Annotated in this window: 16 protein-coding genes, 3 tRNA genes and 1 pseudogene (1 of these 20 only partly in view); 14 read left to right on the forward strand and 6 right to left on the reverse strand. The window is 67.4% G+C overall.

The annotated features are described in order from the left end of the window. From A2X88_01890 to A2X88_01910, 5 genes and pseudogenes are all read left to right on the forward strand, one after another. A pseudogene (locus tag A2X88_01890) lies at window positions 1-25 on the forward strand (hypothetical protein); it begins 536 nt to the left of the window's first position. Between the two features lie 68 nt (window positions 26-93). Beyond that, entirely contained in the window at window positions 94-792 is a 699-nt protein-coding gene (locus A2X88_01895; protein OGP33850.1) for a hypothetical protein, read from the forward strand. A 13-nt stretch (window positions 793-805) separates the two neighbouring features. After that, window positions 806-2,221, forward strand: a complete 1,416-nt coding sequence (locus A2X88_01900) for an amidophosphoribosyltransferase (protein ID OGP33908.1) — start codon at window positions 806-808, stop codon at window positions 2,219-2,221. A 40-nt stretch (window positions 2,222-2,261) separates the two neighbouring features. Further along, on the forward strand, window positions 2,262-2,816 hold the full coding sequence (locus tag A2X88_01905; protein OGP33851.1) for an orotate phosphoribosyltransferase: 555 nt from the start codon (window positions 2,262-2,264) through the stop codon (window positions 2,814-2,816). Further along, window positions 2,809-3,435, forward strand: a complete 627-nt coding sequence (locus tag A2X88_01910; GenBank protein ID OGP33852.1) for a hypothetical protein — start codon at window positions 2,809-2,811, stop codon at window positions 3,433-3,435. Before A2X88_01905 ends, A2X88_01910 begins: the two co-directional genes overlap by 8 nt. A gap of 11 nt (window positions 3,436-3,446) precedes the next feature. On the opposite strand, the gene A2X88_01915 is transcribed toward A2X88_01910, so the two are convergent. Next, window positions 3,447-5,060, reverse strand: a complete 1,614-nt coding sequence (locus A2X88_01915) for an L-aspartate oxidase (protein OGP33853.1) — start codon at window positions 5,058-5,060, stop codon at window positions 3,447-3,449. Between the two features lie 69 nt (window positions 5,061-5,129). Here A2X88_01915 and A2X88_01920 point away from each other — a divergent pair, with 69 nt between their 5' ends. From A2X88_01920 to A2X88_01930, 3 genes are all read left to right on the forward strand, one after another. Next, the gene (locus A2X88_01920) at window positions 5,130-5,714 is read left to right on the forward strand and encodes a hypothetical protein (protein ID OGP33854.1); all 585 of its coding nucleotides are present in this window, start codon (window positions 5,130-5,132) and stop codon (window positions 5,712-5,714) included. Further along, on the forward strand, window positions 5,711-6,277 hold the full coding sequence (locus A2X88_01925) for a CDP-diacylglycerol--glycerol-3-phosphate 3-phosphatidyltransferase (GenBank protein OGP33855.1): 567 nt from the start codon (window positions 5,711-5,713) through the stop codon (window positions 6,275-6,277). The genes A2X88_01920 and A2X88_01925 overlap by 4 nt, the downstream gene beginning before the upstream one ends. Window positions 6,278-6,339: 62 nt before the next feature. Beyond that, window positions 6,340-6,414, forward strand: a tRNA-Gly gene (locus A2X88_01930). Window positions 6,415-6,862: 448 nt separating this feature from the next. Here A2X88_01930 and A2X88_01935 read toward each other — a convergent pair. From A2X88_01935 to A2X88_01955, 5 genes are all read right to left on the reverse strand, one after another. Then, the gene (locus A2X88_01935) at window positions 6,863-7,600 is read right to left on the reverse strand and encodes a hypothetical protein (GenBank protein OGP33856.1); all 738 of its coding nucleotides are present in this window, start codon (window positions 7,598-7,600) and stop codon (window positions 6,863-6,865) included. 5 nt (window positions 7,601-7,605) lie between these two features. Continuing rightward, window positions 7,606-8,091, reverse strand: a complete 486-nt coding sequence (locus A2X88_01940; protein ID OGP33857.1) for a hypothetical protein — start codon at window positions 8,089-8,091, stop codon at window positions 7,606-7,608. Window positions 8,092-8,145: 54 nt separating this feature from the next. Further along, window positions 8,146-8,454: a hypothetical protein gene (locus A2X88_01945; protein OGP33858.1), complete on the reverse strand. Its 309-nt coding sequence runs from the start codon at window positions 8,452-8,454 to the stop codon at window positions 8,146-8,148. 25 nt (window positions 8,455-8,479) lie between these two features. Next, window positions 8,480-8,566, reverse strand: a tRNA-Leu gene (locus A2X88_01950). A gap of 87 nt (window positions 8,567-8,653) precedes the next feature. Further along, window positions 8,654-8,728: transfer RNA gene (locus A2X88_01955), tRNA-Cys, on the reverse strand. 173 nt (window positions 8,729-8,901) lie between these two features. Here A2X88_01955 and A2X88_01960 point away from each other — a divergent pair. From A2X88_01960 to A2X88_01985, 6 genes are read left to right on the forward strand one after another with little or no spacing between them, the layout of a single operon-like run. Next, entirely contained in the window at window positions 8,902-9,885 is a 984-nt protein-coding gene (locus A2X88_01960) for a hypothetical protein (protein ID OGP33859.1), read from the forward strand. After that, window positions 9,882-11,003 (forward strand): fructose 1,6-bisphosphatase, encoded by a 1,122-nt coding sequence (locus tag A2X88_01965; protein OGP33860.1) that lies wholly within the window; start codon window positions 9,882-9,884, stop codon window positions 11,001-11,003. The genes A2X88_01960 and A2X88_01965 overlap by 4 nt, the downstream gene beginning before the upstream one ends. A gap of 1 nt (window position 11,004) precedes the next feature. Continuing rightward, entirely contained in the window at window positions 11,005-12,477 is a 1,473-nt protein-coding gene (locus A2X88_01970) for a hypothetical protein (protein OGP33861.1), read from the forward strand. 2 nt (window positions 12,478-12,479) lie between these two features. After that, a complete protein-coding gene (locus A2X88_01975) occupies window positions 12,480-14,216 on the forward strand; it encodes a hypothetical protein (GenBank protein ID OGP33909.1) in 1,737 nt (578 codons plus the stop codon). A 7-nt stretch (window positions 14,217-14,223) separates the two neighbouring features. Next, window positions 14,224-15,141, forward strand: a complete 918-nt coding sequence (locus tag A2X88_01980; protein OGP33862.1) for a tRNA (adenosine(37)-N6)-dimethylallyltransferase MiaA — start codon at window positions 14,224-14,226, stop codon at window positions 15,139-15,141. Between the two features lie 48 nt (window positions 15,142-15,189). Further along, a complete protein-coding gene (locus A2X88_01985; protein OGP33863.1) occupies window positions 15,190-16,161 on the forward strand; it encodes an acetyl-CoA carboxylase carboxyltransferase subunit alpha in 972 nt (323 codons plus the stop codon).

A 16,161-nucleotide genomic window follows, 5' to 3' on the forward strand; every position in this document is an offset into this window, starting at 1 on the left:
TATGTCTGCCGGAAGCTCCGCCTGAAGCCGGCCCCCGCGTCCACCCAGATCGTCCAGCGGGACCGGCATGCCGAGCTGTTCGCCACCCTGGCCGTGGTCGGGTCCTCCCTCGAGAAGTTCGCCGTCGAGATCCGCCACCTGCAGCGCACGGAGGTCCTCGAGGTCGAGGAGTATTTCTCGGAGGGGCAGAAGGGCTCCTCCGCGATGCCGCACAAGCGGAACCCGGTGATCTCCGAGAACCTCTGCGGCCTCTCCCGCCTGCTCCGGGGATACGCGGTTACCGCGCTGGAAAACGTCGCCCTTTGGCACGAGCGGGACATCAGCCATTCCTCGGCGGAGCGGGTCATCGCCCCGGACGCCACCATCCTTCTCGACTTCGCCCTGGACCGGTTCCGGGAGCTGATGGAGCGGCTGCTGGTCTACCCCGACCGGATGCGGAGGAACCTGGAAAGGACGCGGGGCCTCCTCTTTTCCCAGAGGGTCATGCTCGCCCTCGCGTCCAAGGGATTGTCCCGGGAGAGGGCCTACGAGATCGTCCAGCGGTCGGCGATGGAGGCCTTCCGGAAGGAGAAGGAGCTGGCCGGGCTGCTCTGGAAGGACCGGGAGGTCCGGGGCCGGTTTTCCCGGGACGAGTTTCAGGAGCTGTTCGACCCCGGCTACTACCTCAGGCACATCGACGCCGTGTTCGACCGGGTGTTTCCGCCGTCCCGGGGGGGAACGTCCCGGGGAAGGAAGCCCCGCGGAAAAACGGGGGGACGCCGCGCGGCCGGGAAGGGTTCCGTATTACAATGAACGGGTGGGGGACATGACCGGAAAATTCCACGAGGAATGCGGCATTTTCGGGGTCTTCGGGCATCCGGAAGCGGCGAACCTCGTCTATCTCGGACTGTACGCCCTCCAACACCGCGGACAGGAGAGCGCCGGCATCGCCAGCGCCGACGGATCCCTGATCTCGTTCCACAAGGAGATGGGGATCGTCGCGGAGATCTTCTCGGAGGAGGTCCTCGGCCGGCTGCAGGGCCATGTCGCCATCGGGCATGTCCGCTATTCGACCACGGGATCCTCCGAGCTGAAGAACGCACAGCCCTTCGTGGTGGACTTCGAGCGGGGGTCGATCGCCGTCGCGCACAACGGGAACCTGGTGAACGCCCACACCCTCCGCCGGAGCCTCGACGTGGAAGGGTCGATCTTCCAGTCGACGATGGACACCGAGGTGATCGTCCACCTGATCGCGAAGTCCCGGATGGAGGGCGTCGAGGATCGGATCGTCGACGCCCTCTCCAAGGTCCGGGGGGCCTACTCCCTGCTCTTCCTCACCCGGGACCGGCTGATCGCCGTCCGCGATCCCCACGGGATCCGGCCCCTGGTCCTGGGGAGGATCAAGGGAGGGGGACACGTCATCTGCTCGGAGTCGTGCGCCCTCGACCTGATCGAAGGGGAACTGGTCCGGGAGGTCGAGCCCGGGGAGATGATCGTCATCGATTCGCGGGGGATGCGGGCCACCCGGCCCTTCTTTCCCGCGAAGCCCCATTTCTGCATCTTCGAGCATGTCTATTTCTCCCGCCCCGACTCGGTCTTCGGAGGCACCTCGGTCTACCAGGTCCGGAAGCAGCTCGGGCGGCAGCTGGCCCGGGAGTGCCCGGCCGTCGCCGACATCGTCATCCCGGTCCCCGATTCGGGGGTCCCGGCCGCCCTCGGGTACGCCGAGGAGTCCGGGCTCCCCTTCGAGATGGGGCTGATCCGGAACCATTACGTGGGAAGGACCTTCATCGAGCCGCAGCAGTCGATCCGGCACTTCGGGGTCAAGATCAAGCTGAACGTCGTCCGGGACGTGGTGGCGGGGAAGCGGGTCGTGGTCGTGGACGACTCGATCGTCCGGGGGACGACGGGGCGCAAGATCATCAAGATGATCCGGGACGCCGGCGCGAAGGAAATCCACGTGCGGGTCAGCTCCCCCCCCACGACCCATCCCTGCTACTACGGCATCGACACTCCCCTGCGGCGCGACCTGATCGCGGCCACCCACACGATCGAGGAGATCGCCACCTACCTCACCTCCGACAGCGTGGAATACCTGAGCCCGGAGGGACTTCACGCCTGCGTCCCGAACGCGGGAAAAGGGTACTGCGACGCCTGTTTCACCGGGGACTACATGATTCCGCTGGAGATCCAGGAGACCGAGGAGCAGCTCCTGCTGTTCCGCGGCTCCGTGAGTGTGTGAAGACGATCCGAATACGGACGTACCGGGAGGGCGGGCAGCGATGGCGGACGACCGGAAGCGGTTCCTCGCGATTCTTCGGGAAAAGAGTTACGAGAAGCGGAAGGTGATCCTCTCCTCCGGGAGGGAATCCGACTTCTACATCGACTGCAAGCAGGCGACGCTGGACGCGGAGGGGGCCCTGCTCACGGGGCGGCTGTTCTGCGGGATGCTGGAGCGGGAAGGGTGGCCCGACGCGGTGGGCGGCATCACGCTCGGGGCGGACCCGATCGTGACCGCCATCTCGCTCACCAGCGCCCTCCGGGGAAACCCGATCCCCGCGTTCATCATCCGGAAGGAGCCGAAGAAGCACGGCACGGCCCAGTGGCTGGAGGGGACGAGGAACCTCTCCCCCGGGATGCAGGTGGCGATCGTGGAGGATGTCGTCACCACCGGCGCCTCGACCCTTCGGGCGATCGAGCGGGCCCAGGGGTTCGGGCTCGTCGTGTCCCGCGTGCTCTGCATCGTCGACCGGAACGAGGGGGGTGCCGATGCGGTTGCGGAGAAGGGGTTCCGCCTCGAGTCGATGTTCCGGCGGGAGGAGATCGAAGGTGGCTGAGCGGGGGAGGCCCGTCCGGATCGCGGCCCTTGCGCTGACGTTCGCCCTGGGGCTGGCTCCGGCCTGCGGCACCCGGGTGAGCGCCCTCTACGAGAAGGTGCTTGGTTCCCCGACATACGACCGGATCACCCGGGACCACACTCGGACCCGAGAGGTCCACGACGGCCTGGAAGTCCGCTTGATTCTGAAGGCCACCTGGCTCTCACCGCGGTGGGTCCGCGCCTTCACGGAGGAATACTCGAACATCTACTACCTCGACGGGGAGAGGAGAGACCGGGTGGTCGCCCGGTGGAGTGCGGAATCGGAGGCCCACGTGCGGTTTTTCGTGGCGCTGTTCACCCCGGAGGAGGAGGGAAACGACATGGAACGGGAGGGGACCCTCTGGAGCCTCCACCTCGTCCGCGCGGACGAGGTGGAATTCCGGCCGGCCTACGTGCGGAAGAGCTCCCTCCGACCCGAGGAGGTGGACCGCTTCTTCCCCTATTCGGGAGTCTGGTACCGGTCCTACGAGGTGGCGTTTCCGAAGGAGGCGGGGGAGACGGTGGAAAGCAGGGTCGGCTCCTCCCGCTTGAAGCTCGTCCTGACCGGCGTCCGGGGGCGCGCGGTCCTCGTCTGGTAGTGACCGGTGCTTTAGAACCGGATCCGGCGTATGGCGGAATCCTTCCGTCCGTGCTCCTCGTCCAGGTACGGGTAGTCGATCGTCGTGTGCAGCCCCCGGCTTTCCTTCCTCTGCATCGCGCACCGGACGACCAGCTCGGCCACCGTGCAGATATTCCGCAGCTCGAGCAGGTCGCCCGTCACCTTGAAGTTCCAGTAGTACTCCGAGATCTCCTTCTTCAGCAGCTCGATCCGGTCCAGGGCCCGCTCCAGCCGCTTGTTCGAGCGGACGATGCCGACGTAGTTCCACATCAGGCGGCGGATCTCGTCCCAGTTGTGGGAGACCACGACCGCCTCGTCGGAGTCCTGGGCTTTTCCGGGGTCCCATTTCGGAATCCGGACCTTCGGCCGGATCTTCCGGGAATAGGTCCGGGAGGCGTGCTCGTGGGCGCGGGCGGAGAAGACCAGCGCCTCCAGGAGGGAGTTCGAGGCGAGCCGGTTCGCGCCGTGGAGCCCGGTGCAGGCGGATTCCCCCACCGCGAAGAGCCGGCGGATGTCGGTCTCCCCGTTCCCGTCGGTCCGGATCCCCCCGCACAGGTAATGGGCCGCGGGGACCACGGGGATCGGCTCCTTCGTCATGTCGATCCCGAAGGAGAGGCAGGTTTTGTGGATGTTCGGGAACCGCCTCCGGATGAAAGGGCCCCCCTTGCGGGTGATGTCGAGGTAGGCGCAGTCCTCCCCGGTTCGCTTGAGCTCCGAGTCGATGGCCCGCGCCACGATGTCCCGCGGGGCCAGCTCCGCCATCGGGTGGACCCCCTGCATGAACGGTTTCCCCGTCCGGGAGAGCAGGACCGCCCCCTCCCCGCGGACCGCCTCCGAGATCAGGAAGGACTTGGCGTGGGGATGATAGAGGCAGGTCGGATGGAACTGCACGAACTCCATGTTCGCGATCGTCGCCCCCGCCCGGTAGGCCATCGCGATCCCGTCCCCCGTGGCGATGTCCGGGTTGCTCGTGTAGAGGTAGACCTTCCCGACGCCGCCGGTGGAGAGGACCGTGGCGTCCGCGGTGAAGGTCCCGATCTCGCCCCGCACCTCGTCGAGGACGTAGGCCCCGAGGACCTCGTCCTCCCGGCGATGGTCGAAGGACTCGAGCTTCTGGCGCGTGACGAGGTTGATGGCGGTATGGTGCTCGAAGATCCGGATCCGCGGGTTGGCCCTTGCGCGGGAGAGCAGGGCCCGCTCGACCTCTCGCCCGGTCAGGTCCTTCGCGTGGAAGATCCGCCGTTTCGAGTGACCGCCCTCCCGTCCGAGGTCGAACTCCCGCCCCCCGGTGCGGCGGGTGAACCGGACTCCCCACTCCATCAGTTCGCGGATCCTCTCCGGGGCGTCCCGGACCACCCGTTCCACGATATCCGTGTGGCAGAGGCCCGCTCCGGCCCGGTGGGTGTCCTCGATGTGCGACTCGAACGAATCCTCTCCGCTCCAGACGGTGGCGATCCCCCCCTGCGCGTAGTTCGTGCTCGATTCCGCCGCCTTCCGCTTCGTGACGATGTTCACCGTGGCCTTCCCGGACCCGGCCGCCCGGAGGGCGAAACTCAACCCCGCGATGCCGCTTCCGATGACCAGGAAATTGGAGGAATGTTCCATGCCGTCCGCCTCCCGCGAAGGTCCCGAGCCGATTGACAGGGGGTGGTGCTTCGAATAGAATTCAAAAATATGGTGTATTTACGCATATTTTTAATCATATCCTGCCTGGTTTGTCCATCGATTCTTCTCGCGGACATCTACCGGTACGTGGACAAGGATGGGGTCGTCCACTTCACGAACACCCAATGCGACGCGGAATGCGAACTCTACCTGCGCGAGGCTCCCCCGGAAACGGCGAGGGCCGGTAGGGGAGGGGTCTCCCAGGCCTGGATGGAGGAGTATGTCGAACGGTTCTCCCGCGCCCACAAACTGTCTCCCGCCCTCGTGAAGGCGATCATCAAGGCCGAATCGAACGGGGAGAGGTTCGCCGTCTCTCCGAAGGGGGCGCAGGGGATGATGCAGCTCATGCCGTTCACCTCGAAGCGGATGAAAGTGTCCGATCCCTTCGATCCGGTCGAGAACATCGAGGGGGGGGTGAAATATATCAAGGAACTGATGGGTACCTTCCGGGGGAATCTGGTCCACACGGTGGCCGCCTACAATGCCGGCCCCGAGGCGGTCCGGAAATACGGGGGGGTCCCCCCCTACAAGGAGACCCGTCAATACGTGAAGAGGGTCCTGGACTTCTACCGGCAATACTCCGTCGACGAATGAATCGCCAGAACCGCCTCAACTCCGCGAATCTGCTCACTCTCTTTCGGATCGTGACCGTCCCCGTCGTCGTCCTGCTCCTATACGTCCCGTCCGGGAAGGAGATCACCCTGTTCCGGTCGGTCGCGGCGGCGATCCTGTTCACGGTGGCCTCGTTCACGGACCTGTTCGACGGCTACGTCGCGCGGCGGTACGGGATGGTCACCTCGCTGGGGAAGCTGCTCGACCCTCTCGCGGACAAGCTGCTCGTCTGCGCTTCGATGGTCATGCTGATCCCCCCGGGACGCGTGCCCGCCTGGATCGTCGCGATCATCGTCGCACGGGAGATCGGCGTCACCGCTCTCCGAGGGGCCGCCACCATTGAAGGGGTCGTGATCGCCGCATCCCCCCTCGGCAAGGCGAAGACCGTCCTCCTGGATATCGGGGTGGGGGCGCTCATCCTGAACTACCCCCTGTTCGGGATCGACATCCACCTGCTCGGGATGGTGTTCCTGGTGGCCGGCCTGGTCCTCACGGCCTGGTCGGGTCTGGAATACTTTTTCCGGTTCCTCAAGGAGATCTTCTAGCGGGGAAGCGGGCGTTTTCTTGACAAGGTTCGGCCGGTTCTCCTACAATCGAGGTTCCCGGTGCGGGCGTAACTCAGTGGTAGAGTGCAACCTTGCCAAGGTTGAAGTCGCGGGTTCAAATCCCGTCGCCCGCTCCATCCTCCACCAAGAACCGGGACGTTCCTGAGAACTCGCGCAACGCCCCGTCCCGGGGGCGCCCGTGGCCGGCTGGGCCGCGAACCCGGGACCCTGGCTCGCGGGGGGAATCCCCTCGGCTACGCTCGCGATCTTCGCCCGCTCGCTGCCGTTCCGCTCGCCGGACCCGGCACCCTGTTGTGGGGACACTCCTCTCCCGCCACCCGGAATTGAACCAGGAATGTCCCCGCCGCCTCGTGGACTCCCCCCGCATCGCTGCGGGTCCCCGGCCGGCGAGTGCCCCTGTCACCGGCATCCCCGGGACGGGGGGCACTACGGGGCGGAGCCAGCCGAAGGAGGGGGGATGAGCGGAGATAAAAAGATTGAACCGGGGGCGGAGGGCGGGCGAAGCGAAGCCCCCCTCCGAGGCGGCGGAGCCGATCTCGGGCGCCCCGTCAATCGGGCGGCGGGTCACCGGATCCTGTGGCGGAGCGACTCGGCGAACATCGGGTAGGAGCGGGCCAGCAGGGGGATCTGGGCGCGCAGCAGCGACAGATCGGCGGGGGAAGGAGCGGGGGTCGCTGGAACATCCGCCGGCGCGAGCGGAAATCCGGTCTCCCGCTGCGCTTCCTCGAACGGCACGCCGGGGTGCAGGGAGAAGAGGCGCCATTCGCCGGGGCCCGGGTCGTACTCCATCGTGCAGAGGGGGGTGACCAGCCGCGTCGGGCCACCGCGGCGCCAGGGGTAGCCGGGGCTGCTTCCCGCCGAGGTGACGAAATCGCACCGCTCCACGAAGACCCGGGGGCTGTGGGAGAGCGCGAACAGGACGACGCGGCGGGTCATGTAGTAGAGCATCGCGGAGCCTGCCCCTCCCGGAAGGCGGACCTTCGGGGCCTCGTATTCCCCGATGCAGGTGAGGTTGAGGTTCCCCTTGCGGTCGATCTGCGCCCCGGAGAGGAAGAAGAGGTCGAGCTTCCCCCGCTGGGCGAGATCGAACAGCTCCCTGGACCCATCGGTCACGGGGGTTTCGTCCGATCCGAGAAAGAGGAACTTCCCCCGGGGGGCATGCGAGGCGCGGGCATGCAGCGCGCCCAGCAGCGGAACGGGGGAGAGGGTCCCCACCGCCGTCCTCTCCAGGTCGCGGACCTCCCGGGACAGCTGGAAAGCCAGGAACTCCTCCTGCGTGCATCCCTCGAGGGAAACGGGCATGGCGGTCAGGCCGCCTTCCCGCAGGCCAGCTCGAGGTACTCCTCTTCGGTCTTCCCGAGGACGAACCGCGCGAGATATTCCCGGAACCCCTCTTCGGTCTTCGCGGCGGCGAGGTACTGCTGGACGTGATCCCGGTCGATTTCATACGTATGGACGCAGGCGGCGGGGTGGGCGCCGCGGGGCGCAACGACCACCGTGTCGATGTGCAGGGCGGAGAGGTAGATCTCCCCCGGGCGGGCGACGAGCGACTCCGCCGGAACGACCTCCTCGACGGTCACGACGGCCCGTTTCGCCGCCAGGACGGCCAGCCGGTCCGACTCCAGGGCGGAGCAGACGACGTTTCCGTTCCCGTCCGCCCGGATCGCGTGGATCACCGCCCAGTCGGGCCGGATCGGCGGGACGACGAAGATCTCCTTTCCGGTGTAGGGGTCCGTCACCTTCCGGAAATCCTCCCGGACCTTCTCGTAGTCGGTCCCGGCGAACCCGAGCATCGGGTGGAACGGCAATCCGGAGGCTCCAGCCTGGAGCCCTGCGAGGATCCCGGGTCAGGAGTGCTCCCGCGGCCGGATCCTCCCGGACTCGACCGCCCGGCGGAAGTTCGGGGCCATTCCGAACTCCCCCATCGAGATCTGGGGAAACTCGACCGAGCGGACCGCCCCCGCGCCGACCAGCATGTCGACGTTGATCCCTCCGATCGGGATGACCACGAGATCGAGGTCGGAGGTTCCCTGCCGGATCAGCTCCCGCACGAAGGCCATCGGGCTCATGACCATCGCACCCCCGACGGCCACCTTCGACCCGGAGGGGATGGCGGAGGCCGCCTCGGACAGAGAGAGGAATTGCGCCTGGTTCATCGGCTCCCGCTCCTTCTACGTTCGGTGGTGCCCGGGGAGAGGATCGAACTCTCATGGCCTTTCGGCCACGGGATTTTAAGTCCCGTGCGTCTGCCAGTTCCGCCACCCGGGCATTCCCACCTGCAAGATAGCACAGTTCCCGGATCGGAAAGAGACCCGGTCCGCAACGCGGCCGGCGCGGGGTCGTGGAAAAGGAGGATGGAGGCGGCACCCGGATTCGAACCGGGGGATAAAGGATTTGCAGTCCTCTGCCTTACCGCTTGGCTATGCCGCCGTACAGCTATTTTCGGCCAACCTCCGGGGACTGTCAAGCCGACCGGATTTTCCAGCCGACCGGATTTTCCGCGACGGCGTTCGGGGGCGGCGGCGCGTTTTTCTTTCCCCGCGGAAATGGTACTATGGCTCCTGTACTCCGCGCGATTCCTTCAGGCGTTCCCGGAGGTCCGAGTGGGAGATTCCTTCTACATCACGGGAGTCGCCGGGTTCATCGGTTCCCACGTGGCGGAAAGACTCCTTCGGCGGGGCGACCGGGTCCACGGCCTGGACAACTTCGATCCGTTCTACGACCGGTCCATGAAGGAGGGGAACCTCGCCTCCCTGTCGGTCTTCCCGGAGTTCCGCTTCACCGAGGGGGATATCCGGGACCGGGCCGTCCTGGCGGAATGGGGGAATCCGGGACCCGTGGATGTGGTTATCCATCTCGCCGCGAAGGCCGGGGTCCGTCCGTCGCTGCGCGACCCGGTCGGATATGCCGATGTGAACGTGCTGGGAACGGCCCGGCTTCTCGAGTGGGCGAGGCACCGCGGCGTCCCCCGGATCCTGTTCGCCTCCTCGTCCTCGGTGTATGGAGGAAACCGGAAGGTTCCGTTCGCCGAGGAGGATCCCGTGGACCACCCGGTGAGCCCCTACGCCGCGACGAAGAAGGCGGGCGAGCTTCTGTGCCACACCTTCTGCCACCTGTACGGGATGAACATCGTCTCCCTGCGGTTCTTCACCGTCTACGGGCCGAGGCAGCGCCCGGAGATGGCGATCCACGCCTTCACCCGCAGCCTCTTCGAGGGGCGGGAGCTGCCGATGTTCGGAGACGGCGGCTCCCGGAGGGACTACACCTACATCGACGACGTCGTGGACGGGGTCCTCGGCGCGCTTTCCGCTCCGCCGGGGTACCGGGTCTACAACCTCGGAGAGTCGTCCACCATCTCCCTGGACGACCTGGTCGCCCTGCTGGAGCGGAGCACCGGGATCCGGGCGACGCGGAAGTATCTGCCGCCGGAGCCGGGGGATGTCCCGGTGACCTTCGCCGACATCTCGAGGGCCCGGGCCGAGATCGGGTATGCCCCCAAGGTGCCGGTGGAAGAGGGGGTGCGGCGGTTTGTCGAATGGTACCGGAACGACGCAGGACAATTCCAAGCCGGAGGAGGAGGCCGATGAACATCACACTATCCGTGATCAAGGCGGATATCGGTTCCATCGGGGGCCATATCCAACCGAGCAGGGAACTCGTCGAGAAAGTGCGCAGCACCGTCGCCGAGAAGGGGAAAAAGTTGTTGACCGATTCCTTCATCGGGTACACGGGGGACGACATCGCCATCCTGATGACCCACCGGGAGGGGACCGGGAGCGAGCGGGTCCACAAGATCGCCTGGGACGCCTTCCTCGCGGGGACCCAGCTGGCCAAGGCGCAGGGGCTGTACGGCGCGGGGCAGGACCTGCTGAAGGATTCCTTCTCCGGAAACGTGAAGGGGATGGGGCCGGCCGTCGCCGAAATGGAGTTCGAGGAGCGCGCAAGCGAGCCGTTCCTCCTGTTCGCCGCCGACAAGACCGACCCCGGGGCCTACAACCTTCCCTGCTACCTGGCCTTCGCGGACCCGATGTTCAGCGCCGGGCTCATCCTGTCGCCGAAGGTGGGTGGCGGGTTCGCCTTCCGGATCATGGACGTCGCGCACACCGAGGGGGACCGGGTGATCGACCTGAAAGCGCCGGAGGAGCTCTACGACATCGCCGCGCTCCTGCGCGACCAGGAGCGGTTCGTGGTGGAGTCGATCCGCTCGAAGGCCACGGGGGAGATCGCGGTCGTGGTGAGCACCACCCGGCTCCACAACATCGCGGGAAAGTACACCGGGAAGGACGACCCGGTGATGCTCGTCCGGGTCCAGGGGAACTTCCCCGCGACGGGGGAGGTGCTCTCCCCCTTCACGATCGGCCACTACGTCGCGGGGTTCATGCGGGGGAGCCACCACGGCGCGCTGATGCCGGTCACCAGGAACACCGGGACCTCCTTCTTCGACGGCCCCCCGATAGTTTCCTGCCTCGCCTTCTGCGTGAAGAACGGGAAGCTGACCGAGCCGGCCGATCCCTTCGACCACCCCTACTGGGAGCATGTCCGGACCAAGGTGTCCGCGAAGAACGAGGACCTGAGGCGGCAGGGGTTCTTCGGGCCTGCGATGCTGCCGTACAGCGAGCTCGAGTACGGCGGGATCGTGGAGCGGCTGGAGAAGATGGACCCGAAATTCCGGATCCTCTCCGGAACGGAGAAGGTGAAGGCGTAGGGTGGCGGAGGGCGGGAAGTCCGGGAGAGTGGGAGGCATGGGGGTGGGAAAGGAGATCGAGTTCCGGTTCGACTTCTCCCTCGTCCGGGAAAGCAACCTGCGCAACCGGGAAGGGCTGACCGCCTCGCAGCTGGGGCGTGCGCTCCGGAGGGCGGCGCGGGCCGCAAAGCATCTCCGGGGGCTGCAGGAGGCGGGACAGATCGGGTTTCCGGACCTTCCCTTCCGGGAGGGCGAGGCCCGGGCGGTCGCCCGGTTCGCGGCCCGATGCCGGCGCAGGTTTACCCACCTGCTCCTGCTGGGGATCGGCGGCTCCGCGCTCGGCGCCAGGGCGGTCCACGAGGGGCTCGGAGGCGGGCAGGGCCGCAAGGGGCTCAGGCTTTCGGTCGCCGACAACGTGGACCCCGACGGCTTTTTCCCGCTGCTGCGCTCCCTTCCGATGGAAACCACCCTGGTGGTCGCCGTCAGCAAATCGGGAGGCACTGCCGAAACCAACGCCCAGCTCGCCCTCGCGATCGAGGCGCTCCGGAAGGCCAACGGCGGGAAGTGGAAGGAACACCTCGTGCTCGTCACGGACCCGGAGAAGGGGACCTTCCGCCGCTTCGCCGACTCCGAGGGGATCCGGTCCTTTTCGGTGCCTCCCAACGTGGGGGGGAGGTTCTCCGTGCTCTCCCCCGTCGGGCTCTTCCCCCTCGCGTCGGCCGGCGTCTCCACAGAAAGGCTTCTCGCGGGAGCCCGGTGGATGGAGACGGCGATCCGGGTGCGGGAGGGGATGGAGAACCCCGCCCTGGCCGCGGCGGCGGTCTACTCCCACTACCTGCTGGAGAACGTCAAGCCGGTCCAGGTCTGGTTCGGATACGGGGAGGGGCTCGACCGGATCGGGGAATGGTGGCAGCAGCTGTGGGGGGAAAGCCTCGGCAAGCGGCGTCCCAACGGTCCCGCGGTCGGGCAGACTCCGGCGAGGGCGGCGGGGGTGACCGACCAGCACTCCCAGGTGCAGCTCTACCAGGATGGCCCGCCCGACAAGGTGTATACTTTCGTGCGGTGGATGGAGGGAAGGGAGACGGGGGAGGTTCCCTCCGGACGGTTCCTCCCGGGGATGGAAATCCTCGGCGGGCGTCCTCTGCGCGACCTCTTCGACGCGGAGTTCGAGGGTACGATCGGAGCGCTCTGGAAGGCGGGGCGGCCCATCGTCCGGATCGGGATCGGCCGGCGGGACGAGGCGCACATCGGGGCCTTTCTCCACTTCTGGGAATGGGTGACCGCCCTGACCGGGGTGATCGCCGGGATCGACCCCTTCGACCAGCCGGGGGTGGAGGAGAGCAAGATCATCACCCGTGCCCTGATGGGGGCGGAGGGGTCGGAGGGAAAGGCGGAGCGGTTCCGGGGCGCGATGGGCCGGCGGGTCCCGGCGGAAATCCGGTTGCGGGGGAAAACGACCGGCGCCCGGCGGGGCGGCGCGGGAAAACGGGGGTGAGCGTGCAAGACAGGATCCGGCTTCTCCCCGACGGGGTCGTCAACCAGATCGCCGCCGGGGAGGTGGTGACCCGGCCCGCCTCCGTCCTCAAGGAGCTCCTGGAGAACGCGGTGGACGCCGGGGGAACGTTCGTGGAGGCGCAGGTCTCGGAGGCCTTCCCGTTCACCCTGCGGGTGTCGGACGACGGATCCGGCATGACGGCCGAAGAGGTCCGCAAGGCGCTGCAGCGGCACACCACGAGCAAGATCGCCGCCGCGGAGGATCTGCAGCGGCTGGCCACCTTCGGGTTCCGGGGGGAGGCGCTCCCGTCGATCGCCGCGGTGTCCCGGATGAGGATCGTCTCCCGTCCGGAAGGGGAGGAGACGGGGGCGGAGGTTCTGGCCCGTGCGGGGGAGATCCTCTCCGTCCGGGAGGCCGGCGCTCCCCGCGGAACCACCGTCGAGGTCTCCGACCTGTTCGGGAATGTTCCGGCGCGACGGAAGTTCCTCAAGAGCCCGCGAACCGAGATGGCGCACCTGTGGGAGGTGTTCCACGCGATCGCCATTCCCTGCGAGGGGGTCTCCTTCCGGATGACGGACGGCCGGACCGATTCCTCCTGCGAGCGTGGGGAGAGCCGGCTCGACAGGGCGCTGCGGCATGCCGGGCAGGATGCGAAATACCTCGTGCCCCTCGAACAGACCTCCGCCTTTTTTCGGGTCACCGGGTGGGCGGGACTGCCGCATCTTTCCCGGTTCGGATCCTCGGGACTCCACTTTTTCGTGAACGGCCGGGATTTCCGGGACCGCGGGGTGTTCGCCGCCGTCCGGGAGGCCTACCGGGGGATTCTCGCACCGGACCGGCAGCCCGTCCTCTACCTCTTCCTTACGTGCGACCCGGCGGAGGTCGACGTGAACGTGCATCCCTCCAAGACGGAAGTCCGGTTCCGGTACGGGAAGGATCTCTTCGAGCTGGTGCGCCATGCGATCGGGGAAGCGCTCGGGGAGATCGCCCCGAAGGCCGCTTCCCTCCCGGTCGCGGTGGAGGTCGGGAGGAGAGACATGCCGGGGATCCCGAAACTTTCGGAGGTCATGCCGCTCCTGCCGGAGGCCTTTCCCGGGGAGCGCGAGCCGCATCCCAGTATTCCGGGATTCGAGTCGCAGGGGTTCCTGGAGCGGGGAGGGTTCGCCTCCCTGAAGCCGGTGGGGCAGATCCTGGGGACCTATATCGTCTGCGAGGGGGCGGGGGAGATGGTCATCGTCGACCAGCATGCGGCAGACGAACGGATCGTCTTCTCCCGGCTCAAGGACTTCTATCTCGGCAAGGGAGCGTCGGTCCAGCGGTGGCTCGTGCCGCAGGTGGTCTCCCTGCAGGGCGGGGGGAAGAGGGAGCGGTCGACGATCGAGCAGTTCCTGGACCAGGCCGGCTTCCTCTACGAGACGTTCGGGGAGGACACGTTCAAGATCACCGGTGGACCCGCGATCCTGGGCCATTTCGACCTGCAGGGGTGGTGGAAGGACCTGTGCGACTTCCTCCTTTCCCAGGAGGCAGCGCCGAAGGGGATCTTCGACGTCGACCGGGAGCTCTGGAGGATCGCCTGCCATGCCTCCCTGCGGGGGGGGACCCTGCTGGAAAAGGAGGGGATGCGCGCGCTGCTCCAGGAGCTCGACCGCGCCGTGGCCTCCCACAGCTGCCCCCACGGGCGTCCGGTGTGGGTAACCCTCTCCTCCGCCGAGATGGGCAGGATGTTCCACCGCTCCTGAAGGGCCGATGCCCGGGATCCGCCTCCTCGTCCTCTCCGGCCCCACCGCGTCGGGGAAAACCGGCGCCGCGATGGCGCTGGCCCGCCTCCTTCCCCTGGAGATCGTCGGTGCCGATTCGATGCAGGTGTACCGCGGGATGGATATCGGGACCGCCAAGCCCTCTACCGCGGAGCGGGCGGAGATCCCCCACCACCTGATCGACGTTGCGGACCCCGACGATCCGTACAGCGCCGGACGGTTCGTGGCGGAGGCGAAGGAGGCGATCCGGGAGATCCGTTCCCGGGGGCGGCACCCCCTCCTGGTCGGGGGAACGGGACTCTATCTGCGGGCCCTGATCCGGGGGCTCGACCCCCTTCCTTCCGACCCCGAGGTGCGGGAAGCGCTCGCCCGGAGGTGGGTGGAGGAGGGGGGGGAAGCGCTCCACGCGGCGCTGCGGCGGGACGATCCGGCCGCCGCGGCGAAGATTCACCCGTCGGACCGGCTGCGGGTCCTTCGGGCCCTCGAGATCGCAAAGATCACGGGGGCTCCCGCCAGCTCCCGCAGGACGGCCTGGGAGGGCGGCCCGGGGAGGTACCGGGTCCTCTTTTTCGCTCTCCGGACCGGCCGGGAGGAGCTCTACCGGAGGATCGGGGAGCGCGCCGACGGGATGATCCGCTCCGGGCTGGTCGAGGAGGTCCGGGGGCTGCTCTCCCGGGGATACGGCCCCGGGCTCCGGAGCATGGATGCGCTGGGGTATCGCCACATCCTCTCCCACCTGCTTGGGGGAGTCCCGCTGGAGGAGGCGGTCCGGGAGCTGAAGCGGGACACCCGGCGGTATGCGAAGCGGCAGCTGACCTGGCTGGCCTCCGAGGAGGCGGTCCGGTGGATTGAAGGGGATTCAGCGGTCCGCGCCATGGCGGAGATGTCCAGAAAGTACTTGTTGTGACCGGGATTTTCCCATAAATTAGGAAGTTACTCCCGACAAGGAGGAGGGATGATCCTCCAATACCTGGATTTCGAGAGACCGATCGTGGACCTGGAGAACCGGCTCGACCAGCTCCGGCGGGTCGACGACGGGACCGACCGAAGCGTCCGCGAGGAGACCGGCAAGCTGGAGAAGAAGATCGCCAAGATCCGGAAGGAGATCTTTTCGAACCTCACCCGGTGGCAGATCACCCTGCTCGCCCGCCACCCGAACCGCCCCTACATGCTCGATTACATGAACCTGATGTTTAGGAATTTCCTCGAGATCCACGGGGACCGCCTCTACCGGGACGACCCGTCGATCGTCGCCGGATTCGCGGAGCTGGACGCCGAGAAGGTGCTCGTCATCGGGCAGCAGAAGGGGCGGAACACGAACGAGAAGATCCGGCGGAACTTCGGGATGGCCCACCCCGAGGGCTACCGGAAGGCCCTCCGGGTGATGAAGCTCGCGGAGAAGTTCCGCCTCCCCGTCGTCACCTTCATCGACACGCCGGGGGCCTTCCCCGGGATCGGGGCGGAGGAGCGGGGGCAGTCCGAGGCGATCGCCCGGAACCTTCTCGAGATGGCCCGGCTGGAGACCCCGATCGTGGTCGTGGTGATCGGCGAGGGGGGGAGCGGCGGTGCGCTGGCCCTGGGGGTGGGGGACCTGATCCTGATGATGGAGTTCGCGATCTACTCGGTGATCTCCCCGGAAGGGTGCGCCTCCATCCTCTGGAGGGACACCGCGAGCGCGGAGACGGCGGCCGAGATGATGAAGATCACCGCCCCGGACCTGAAGAAGTTCGGTGTCGTGGACCGGATCATCCCGGAGCCGGAGGGGGGCGCCCACCGGGACCACAAGGCGGCCGCGGAGGCGGTCAAGGCGGCGCTCGTCGAGTCGCTCGCCGCGGTCCGCTCGCTGTCGGTTCGCCAGCTCCTGGACCGCCGCTATGCCAAGTTCCGGGAGATCGGGCGGATGAAGAGGAAGGCGGGCGGCGCCTGA

Source organism: Deltaproteobacteria bacterium GWC2_65_14, from assembly GCA_001797615.1.
Lineage (GTDB): Bacteria > Desulfobacterota > Deferrimicrobia > Deferrimicrobiales > Deferrimicrobiaceae > GWC2-65-14.

What these genes read in the sequence shown, in the direction of transcription:
- A2X88_01900 (OGP33908.1), top strand. Translation starts at nt 806, where the DNA reads ATGACCGGAAAATTCCACGAGGAATGCGGCATTTTCGGGGTCTTCGGG.
- A2X88_01915 (OGP33853.1), bottom strand. Translation starts at nt 5,060, where the DNA reads ATGGAACATTCCTCCAATTTCCTGGTCATCGGAAGCGGCATCGCGGGG.
- A2X88_01980 (OGP33862.1), top strand. Translation starts at nt 14,224, where the DNA reads ATGCCCGGGATCCGCCTCCTCGTCCTCTCCGGCCCCACCGCGTCGGGG.
- A2X88_01905 (OGP33851.1), top strand. Translation starts at nt 2,262, where the DNA reads ATGGCGGACGACCGGAAGCGGTTCCTCGCGATTCTTCGGGAAAAGAGT.
- A2X88_01940 (OGP33857.1), bottom strand. Translation starts at nt 8,091, where the DNA reads ATGCTCGGGTTCGCCGGGACCGACTACGAGAAGGTCCGGGAGGATTTC.
- A2X88_01925 (OGP33855.1), top strand. Translation starts at nt 5,711, where the DNA reads ATGAATCGCCAGAACCGCCTCAACTCCGCGAATCTGCTCACTCTCTTT.
- A2X88_01945 (OGP33858.1), bottom strand. Translation starts at nt 8,454, where the DNA reads ATGAACCAGGCGCAATTCCTCTCTCTGTCCGAGGCGGCCTCCGCCATC.
- A2X88_01965 (OGP33860.1), top strand. Translation starts at nt 9,882, where the DNA reads ATGAACATCACACTATCCGTGATCAAGGCGGATATCGGTTCCATCGGG.
- A2X88_01985 (OGP33863.1), top strand. Translation starts at nt 15,190, where the DNA reads ATGATCCTCCAATACCTGGATTTCGAGAGACCGATCGTGGACCTGGAG.
- A2X88_01935 (OGP33856.1), bottom strand. Translation starts at nt 7,600, where the DNA reads ATGCCCGTTTCCCTCGAGGGATGCACGCAGGAGGAGTTCCTGGCTTTC.
- A2X88_01920 (OGP33854.1), top strand. Translation starts at nt 5,130, where the DNA reads ATGGTGTATTTACGCATATTTTTAATCATATCCTGCCTGGTTTGTCCA.